Raw genomic sequence first — 8,806 nt, 5'->3', positions numbered from 1 at the left:
GATACGACAAGCTCGCCATCACCTATCGAGCGGCCGTCGTGATCAGCGCGATCCTGACATGGCTCCGCCAATAAAGGAGACATGCCCTAGTTCTCCGCGCCCGGTTCTCCGCGTTTGGTTAGCGAAACTGCATGTCGCCTGGTTCTCGAACCCGCATGCCCTCGTTGCGGGCTTCTAGGTCGTGAACTGGATCCAGAGGCCGATGGCCAGTGCGTTGAGTCCTGCCACCAGCAGTGCTCGTCCCTGCGCCCAGCTGACATCATCCGCCGAGGCGGGTCCCGATGGGTCTGCCATCTGCACGGCCATTGCCACCCGTGGGGGTGCGGCGAGCGCCGCGAGTGATCCTGCCGCGTTTCCGGCGGCGACCACGGGCAGAGCAGAGACATGTGAGGCTGCGGCAACCGCGCCGATCGTGCCGGTGAACATCGAGTTCGCCCCCGTGTTCGACCCGGTGACCACTGCGCCGGTCGCGGTCAGCCAGGGTGTCATGAGGATGAGGCCAGCGGGAAGCAGCGTGCCGATTGCCGCGGACATGCCTGTCGTCGTCATGATCCAGCCCATGAGCATGAACGCGGCAGTGCCCATCCCGATGGGCAGCCACGAGCGCGCGGCCGACAGCGCGACGGTGCGCCGTGAGGTGACTGTGATGGCCGCGATCAGGCAGGCGGCGGCGAGCCAGAATGGGGGAGAGGCGATGATCCGGGTGAGCGGTGAGGGTACGGCGGATGCGAAGGCACGGGCCAGAAGCAGTCCGACGGTGAGTGTGGCATAGGGCAGTACGGCGATTCCCAGTCGTCGGGTGAAGCCGGTGAATCGTCTGCGTGCGACGAAGAGTGCCCCCATCGCGACGATGACGATGAGCGAGCCGATGATCCCGGCCGGTGCCATGCCGACTGTGATGCTCGCGATGAGGATGCCTGTCCACATCAGTGCAGCCGCTGCGATGATCCCGAGCGCGGAGACGAGGCTGGGGCGCATGATGAGGATCACCGAGGCGGCGACGATGATGACCGGAATCGCATTGACCCAGGCAGTGGCGACGCCGAGGGCGTCGACATCGAGCCCTGCGAGCGCAGCGGCGACGGTCGTGCCTGGGCCAAGAGCGCCCCAGGGGACGGCGATGAGCCCGAGCAGGCCGAGGATCGCCGACTGCCGCAGCGAGCAGCCGAGCAGGCGCAGGACTGGGACGCCGATCGTCACGCCGATGCCGAACCCGGTGACGGACTCCGCGAAGGGCACGAGGCCGAAGACGACGAGTGCGACTCCCAGAGACCGACTCGGCGCAGCGGCCTCGACCCATGCGGAGATCTCGCGCATCGACCCCGCTGCTTCGAGCAGGCGGGCCAGGGCCATGCCGAAGAGGAGGATGAGCGCGACCTCGAGGATGAGCGGAAAGTAGTGGGCTCCGGCCTCGGTCAGGGTCGCGGCGGGGGTGGGGAAGAAGAGGGCGACAAGGACAGTGGCCGCAATGACACCGGCAGTGGCCGAGATCCACGAGGGCTGCTTGAATACGAGCAGGACGATGGCGAGCACAATGGGTGCGAGCGCCAGCAGTGCCGTCATGTCAGAGATTTCCCTAATTTCACTTGGTGGAATTGATTCTGCTATTCAAGAATAAACTATGATGTGGGAATGGCGAAGACAGAGGATCTCGGTGCCCGAGTGTTCGGGGCACGCATCAGAGCCCGACGCAAGTACAACGACCTCACCCTCAACGAGCTCGCGGTCCGCGCCGGAATTTCCCGGGCTGCACTGTCGAAGATCGAACGAGGCGAACAGGATACTTCGGTCTCCAACGCGATGGGTCTGTCCCGTGCCCTGGGCGTCGATGTGGGAGAGCTGCTCGCCGCTCCCGAGGTGGTCATCACTCCCAGCGACTCGATCGTCAGCCATGAGAGCTACGGTGTCGGAACCTGGCGTCGCGATCTTCCTGCGCCGCGGGAGAACATGGAGGTCGTGCACTACAAACTCGATCCCCGCTGCGAGACCGCCTCGTTCGCGGCGCACCGCAGCGGGTCTCGCGAAACGTTCTTCATCCTCTCCGGCACCATCGAGATCGTCACGATCGACCGCCGCACGATCCTGCACGCCGGAGACTGCGCCCAAGCGCCCGGCGATGTGCCACATCAGCTGGCCAACCCGACCGACCGACCGGCCGAACTCATGCTCATCATCGTGTGAGAGAACTCCCTTGACTCGGTCGTGTCGCCTCGGGCATCCTGATAGCGTCCCATCTCCGGCGTCAGGTATTGAACCAGTGAAGTAATCCCTCATTTCCGCACTCTGCGGGTGCTACGGGCCCGCAACGCAGCTTCGTGCACGAAATGAGGTCACTGATGCCTTCTGCCATCTCCATCTCCGGACTCGGATACCGCCTCGGCGACGATACCGAGATCTTCAGCTCACTCACCGCAACGATCCCCGCCGGACTGGTCGGACTTGTTGGGGACAACGGGGTGGGCAAATCCACCCTGGCTACGATCATCGCTGGCCGGCTCAGTCCAAGTACGGGCAACGTCACCGGTGCCGAAGACGCTGTCTACATCGATCAGCTGCTTCCGCACACCGACGAAAGTGTTGCCTCGGCGCTGGGGATCGCAGGAACCAGGTCCGCACTGTCAAAGGTCTTGGCTGGTGACGGCGACCCCGATGACTTCGAGATCATCGGCGACGACTGGGACATTGAGGAGCGAGCGCTGAGCGCGCTGGCCGATCTCGACTTGGCTTTCGATGCCGACGCCCTCGACCGGCGATTGAGCACCTTCTCTGGTGGGCAGGCCATGCGCATCGGTCTGGCACGGGCCGCACTGGCGGGAGAGCGCTGGCTGATCCTCGACGAACCCAGCAACAACCTCGACGAGGCGGGCCGTCGGCGGCTCATCTCCCTGCTCACGGAGAGGATGGGTCCAAGCCTTGTGATCTCTCACGACCGATCACTCCTGAGCGCTGTGACAGCGATCGTCGAGATGACGGATCAGCTGCGGATCTATGGGGGAGACTTCGACGACTATGAGTCCATGGTCGCAGCCGAGGAGGAAGCGAAGCTTGCCCGCCTCGTCGACGCCGAGAAGTCACTGGCGATCGAGAAGCGTCAGCGCATCGAACTCGAGACGAAACTGGCACGGGGGGACCGGAAGGCGGCCAAGGACAAGGAGAACAAGCGCCGGCCGAAGATCGTCATGAACGGGCTCACGGACTTCGCTCAGAAGAGCGCCGCGAAGAGGCGTGGAGACAAGGCGGCCGACGAGGCGAACGCCCGGTCCTCAGCTCAAGCGGCCAAGGACGCCCTGCGCAGGGACTCGAGCATTCGCTTGGATCTGCCGGAGACGGTGGTCCACTCCGGGAAACGGGTCCTCGACATCACCGGGGGAGTGCTGGCCCAGCCGCGCACAGTGGTCGGTCCCGAGCGCATCAGGCTGAGCGGAGCCAACGGTTCGGGGAAATCAACCCTGTTGGCGGCGATCGTCGGTCGGCACGACATCGGAGCTCCGATCGACGCACTGTTTCCCGACCTGCGCTTCACCGTCCCGGTTCCGACCGGCCACCTCGACCAGCAGTACAGGCTGCCGCCGACGCTCACCGTCATGGCGGCAGTAAGGGAGGACAACCATAGTCTGGGACCGCACCGCGTCCACGAGGTGTTGGCGGCGATGGGACTGAGGGCGGGCCGGACCGAACAGCTCTGCTCGACCCTGTCGGGAGGCGAGCGGTTTCGCGTGGCCTTGGCGAAGAGCCTGCTCCAGGACCCCGCGCCGCAGCTGCTCATCCTCGACGAGCCCGGCAACAACCTCGACCTGTCATCGCTGGCTGCTCTGGTGACGGCGTTGGACGGATTCGGCGGCGCGATGATCGTCATCACCCACGATGATCGCCTCGCCGAGGAGCTGCGACTCGACGTCGAATGGGACGTTCGGGAATTTCTGGTCCCGGAACAGGTTGATGTGGACAGAGATCAGAACGAGACGGACGAGACGGAGGGGTCATATGCGCGATCGTGAGAGGACAGCGTCTGCTTGTGCGGGTGGCCAATCATTTGACGGCTCGGGGATAATGACATGGTGAGTGTCATCAGTCCTGCCCCAGAATCCGTATCCCCAGCCACCGTCGAGCCCCTGCGCATCGGTCCCATCGAGCTGTCGTCTCCCGTCGTGCTCGCGCCGATGGCAGGCATCACCAACACTGCGTTCAGACGCCTGTGCCGCGAATACGGCGCCGGCCTCTACGTGACCGAGATGGTGACATCGAGAGCCCTGGTCGAACGCAACGAGAAGAGCATGCGCATCATCCGGCATGAGCCCTACGAGACCCCGCGATCGGTCCAGCTCTACGGGGTCGACCCCGTCACAGTCGGTCAGGCCGTGCGGATGCTCGTCGAAGAGGACCGTGCCGACCACATCGACCTCAACTTCGGGTGCCCTGTGCCCAAAGTCACCCGCAAGGGCGGAGGTTCGGCCCTGCCCTGGAAGCAGGATCTGTTCGAGGCCATCGTGACCACGGCCGTCAGAGAGGCCTCGCGCGGAGGCGTCCCAGTGACCGTGAAGATGCGCAAGGGCATCGACGCCGATCACCAGACGTTCCTCGACGCCGGTGAGATGGCACGCAACGTGGGAGTCGCGGCAGTGGCTCTGCACGGCCGGTCGGCCGCCGATCTGTACTCAGGGAAAGCGGATTGGGACGCGATCGCCCGACTCAAGGACCACCTCGGCGATACGGTTCCGGTCTTGGGCAACGGCGATATCTTCGCGGCCGAGGACGCGCTCGAGATGATGCGTCGCACCGGGTGCGACGGTGTCGTCATCGGTCGTGGCTGCCAGGGGCGTCCATGGCTGTTCGGCGACCTCGCGAACGCACTCAACGGCAGCGACGAACGCTTCCGGCCCGGACTCGCCGAGGTGGCACAGGCCGTCTACAAGCACGGTCAGTACCTCGCCGAATACTATGAGGACGAGTTCTACGGAGTCCGCGATCTGCGCAAGCACATCGCTTGGTACTTCAAGGGCTATCCCGTCGGGGGAGAGCTGCGCAGCCAGCTGGCGATGGTGTCCTCATTGGAGGAACTCGCCGAGCTGCTCAGCCAGCTCGACCAGGACGCCCCATATCCGGGGGAAGCCGCGGAGGGTTCACGGGGCAGGACCACGCGACCGAAGAAGCCGCACCTGCCAGAAGGTTGGCTCGACTCCCGCATCTTCGACTCGAGTGGGAAGTCCCTTCTCTCCGAGGCCGAGCTCGACATCTCGGGAGGGTGACGATGCCATTCGACTCTCACCCGCGCACCGAGGTGCGTTCGGGCTCCGTCGCGGTCTACTCGCCACAGGACGAGGAACGATGGGTGAGCGAACCGGCGAAGAACCCCCGCCGCTCGGCGTTCCAACGCGACCGGGCGCGGGTCGTGCACTCGGCCGGACTGCGCCGCCTCGGTGCCAAGACCCAAGTGGTCGAACCCGGTACGGACGATTTCGTCCGGACCCGGCTGACCCACTCCCTCGAGGTCGCCCAGGTCGGACGTGAACTCGCCCGCTACCTCGGCTGCGATCCTGACATCGTCGACACCGCCTGCCTCAGCCATGACCTCGGGCACCCGCCTTTCGGCCATCACGGGGAGACGATCCTCGATGCCCTCTGCGCCGGCATCGGCGGCTTCGAAGGCAACGCGCAGACGTTGCGTCTGGTCACGAGGATCGAACCGAAGGTCATCGCCGACGACGGCCGACCTGCGGGACTGAACCTGACCCGGGCGAGTCTCGATGCGCTGACGAAGTATCCCTGGCCCCGAGATGAAGCGGCGAGCGGCCGACGCGACTCCGGAGTGCGGAAGTTCGGCGTCTATGACGATGACAGGGGAGTCTTCGACTTCTACCGCGACGGCATCGACAACGGCAAGAAGTGCATCGAAGCCCAGGTGATGGACCTCGCCGATGACATATCCTATTCGGTCCATGACGTCGAAGATGCCATCGTGGCCGGTCACCTGCGCCTGAGCGAATTCGCGGAACCGGAACGTCGCGGTGCGCTCTTCGACATCACCCGCAAGTGGTACCTGCCGACGACGAGCGACGATGAGATGGACAAGGCGCTGTCGCGTCTGCAGGCCACGGCCTATTGGCCGGCGGAGACCTACGACGGATCCCGGCGAGCCCAAGCCACCCTCAAACACATGACGAGCCAGCTCATCGGCCGGTTCGTCGGAGCCGCCGAGGCCGCGACCCGAGAGGAATTCGGGTGGGAGCCCCTGGCTCGCTACGCGGCCTCCCTGGTCGTACCCGAATCCACAGTCACGGAGATCGCGGTCCTCAAGGGTATGGCGACGCTGACCGTCATGGTCGCCGAGGACCGACTGCGTCTCCACGACATCCAGTCGGCGGTCATCACCGAGCTGGCTCAGTGGTATTCGGAGTCACCGGCCAAACTCGACCCGATGTTCCGCTCCGACTACTTCGAAGCGGCCGACGACGGTGCTCGACTCCGCGTCGTCGTCGACCAGATCGCCTCCCTGACCGACCATTCGGCCTGGGCGTTCTACCACCAGCTCAAAGCCGGGGCGGGGGACCGTCTCTAGACCATGGCAGGACTGATCAAGCGCGAGGACATCGACGAGCTTCGCAGCCGTACACGCATCGACGAGGTCGTCGGCGAATTCGTCACGCTCAAAACCGCGGGAATCGGTTCCCAGAAGGGCCTGTGCCCCTTCCATGACGAGAAGACCCCATCGTTCACCGTCAGGTCGCAGGTGGGCATGTACCACTGCTTCGGCTGTGGAGAGTCCGGCGACGTCTTCACCTTCCTGCAGAAGGTCGAACAGCTCAGCTTCGTCGAAGCCGTCGAGACCTTGGCCGGTCGGATCGGCATGCACCTGACCTATGAAGACGGCAAAGGTCCAGACCGCGAACAGGCCAGCCGACGTCAGCGTCTGCTGGAGATGCACGAGGTCGCGCAGCGCTTCTTCACGCAGTCGTTGGCAACCGAAGCAGGTCAGGTCGGCCGTGATTTCCTGAGCGGGCGAGGGTTTCCCGACCAGGCGGCCCGCGATTTCGGGCTCGGGTTCGCACCGAAGTCCTGGGACGCTCTGACCAGCCAGCTGAAGAAGGCGGGCTTCAGCGATGAGGAGATCCTTGCGGGCGGACTGGCCAGCGAGGGTGGTCGCGGCATCTACGATCGGTTCCGCGGACGCGTCGTCTGGCCGATCAAAGACATGACTTCACGCACCATCGGCTTCGGTGCCCGGCGGCTGTTCGATGACGATCAGGGGCCGAAGTACCTCAATACCCCGGAGACTGCTCTCTACCACAAGAACCAGGTCCTCTACGGCCTCGATCTGGCGAAGAAGTCCATCGCGAAGACCAAACGCGTGGTCGTCGTCGAGGGCTACACGGACGTCATGGCCGCGCATTTGGCCGGTGTCGACCAGGCTGTGGCGACGTGCGGCACGGCCTTCGGCGCAGAACACGTCAAGATCATCAGGCGACTTCTCGGAGATGACCCGACCGGAGCCGTGATCTTCACGTTCGACGGGGACGCCGCAGGGCGGAAGGCGGCCTTGAAGGCCTTCGAATTCGAGTCCGAATTCACCGCCCAGACCTTCGTCGCCGTCGAACCCGACGGGCTCGACCCCTGCGACCTGCGGATGCAGAAAGGCGACGCGGCGCTTCGGGAACTCATCGACGGCCGCAAACCGCTGTTCGAGTTCGTCATCACGACCGCGATCTCGCGATACGACCTCGACTCCGTGGAGGGCCGGATCTCTGCGGTCAAAGCCAGTGCGGACATCCTCGCCGACATTCGTGACCGCAACAGTCTTAGCCACTACTACCGGTTCGTCGCCGGACGCATCGGCGTCGACATCGACGAAGTGGAATCTGCAGTCAGAGAGGCTCGCAAACGGCCGCAGAAATCCTCACCCGCCCACGGCCAGCAGGCGCAGCCCACACAACAGAGCCAGGCCGGTCAGGCTCAGTCCCGACAGGCGGGACAGGCTCAGTCCCGACAAGACGGGCAGGCTCAGCCCCGACAAGCCGGGCAGGCTCAGCCCCGACAAGCCGGGCAGGCTCAGCCAGGCCAGGGACGCCCAGCCCGCAGTGCTGAGCAGAGCCAGGGGCAGCAGTGGAATGGGAATGGGGGCCGACCCTCGTCCGGGTTCCAGCAGGCAGCTGCCGGCGCCACGCCTCCGGTGGGAACGCCGGCTGCGGCGGCCGGCGTGGCGGTCGGTGCGGACGGTGCCGACACGGCGATCGAATACGTCTACGATGAGCGTCCCGATGACTCCAACCTATCGGCTCCGATCAGTCCTGCCCGTCTGAAGACGGAGAAGGGCGCGCTGATGGTGGCGCTGCAGAACCCGGAATTCGTCAATGCGAAGCTCTTCGACTCCCTCTCGGCCAAGGCCTTCGAGCACCCCGGCTATCGGCGGATCCAAGTGGCGCTCAAGGAAGCGGGCGGACTGAAATCGGCCGGAGCGGATCCTGCACGGTGGGCCGAGAACGTTCTGGCTGCGAGTCCAGAGGATCTCAAACCGTATGTCACTCAACTGCTCGTATCTCCGCTGCCTGTCGCAGAGGGAGTGAGCGCAGACCGATTCGCGCGCGGCATCGTGGCCAGGCTCTTCGACTACGACCTCGAGCGGATTGCCAAGGAACTCCATTCTCGGCTCCAGCGCCAAGACACCACCGACAGCGGCGCGCAGACAGCGCTTCTGGGCCAGCTGCAGGTACTCGAACAGCATCGTGCGCGGCTCAAGACGCTGATGTGACTCGGCTCGGGCGCGGACGTCGTACGCGTGCCGAATTCCCCGAGGCCGTGGCTGAATAGTCCC

6 protein-coding genes are annotated in these 8,806 nt (G+C 64.9%); 5 read left to right on the top strand and 1 reads right to left on the bottom strand.

Features of this window, described 5'->3' with window-relative positions; all coding sequences use genetic code 11:
• Positions 1-174: 174 nt before the first annotated feature.
• Positions 175-1,563, bottom strand: a complete 1,389-nt coding sequence (locus MPN20_RS11065) for an L-lactate permease (RefSeq protein ID WP_242782111.1) — start codon at positions 1,561-1,563, stop codon at positions 175-177.
• 69 nt (positions 1,564-1,632) lie between these two features.
• On the opposite strand from MPN20_RS11065, the gene MPN20_RS11060 reads away from it, so the two are divergent.
• The 5 genes from MPN20_RS11060 (at position 1,633) to dnaG (ending at position 8,743) form a co-directional block, all read left to right on the top strand.
• The gene (locus tag MPN20_RS11060) at positions 1,633-2,181 is read left to right on the top strand and encodes an XRE family transcriptional regulator (protein ID WP_242782109.1); all 549 of its coding nucleotides are present in this window, start codon (positions 1,633-1,635) and stop codon (positions 2,179-2,181) included.
• 155 nt (positions 2,182-2,336) lie between these two features.
• Positions 2,337-3,998 (top strand): ATP-binding cassette domain-containing protein, encoded by a 1,662-nt coding sequence (locus MPN20_RS11055; RefSeq protein WP_242782107.1) that lies wholly within the window; start codon positions 2,337-2,339, stop codon positions 3,996-3,998.
• A 57-nt stretch (positions 3,999-4,055) separates the two neighbouring features.
• Entirely contained in the window at positions 4,056-5,246 is a 1,191-nt protein-coding gene (dusB, locus tag MPN20_RS11050; RefSeq protein ID WP_242782100.1) for a tRNA dihydrouridine synthase DusB, read from the top strand.
• Positions 5,247-5,248: 2 nt separating this feature from the next.
• Positions 5,249-6,556 carry a deoxyguanosinetriphosphate triphosphohydrolase gene (locus MPN20_RS11045; RefSeq protein WP_242782097.1) on the top strand — a complete coding sequence of 436 codons (1,308 nt, stop codon included), beginning with the start codon at positions 5,249-5,251 and terminating at the stop codon, positions 6,554-6,556.
• A 3-nt stretch (positions 6,557-6,559) separates the two neighbouring features.
• A complete protein-coding gene (dnaG, locus tag MPN20_RS11040) occupies positions 6,560-8,743 on the top strand; it encodes a DNA primase (RefSeq protein ID WP_242782095.1) in 2,184 nt (727 codons plus the stop codon).
• Positions 8,744-8,806: the final 63 nt, after the last annotated feature.

The organism is Brevibacterium sp. ZH18 (genome assembly GCF_022748595.1).
GTDB lineage: Bacteria > Actinomycetota > Actinomycetes > Actinomycetales > Brevibacteriaceae > Brevibacterium.
The sequence above is the reverse complement of the archived record's forward strand: the minus strand, read 5'-3'. Positions and strand labels throughout refer to the sequence as shown.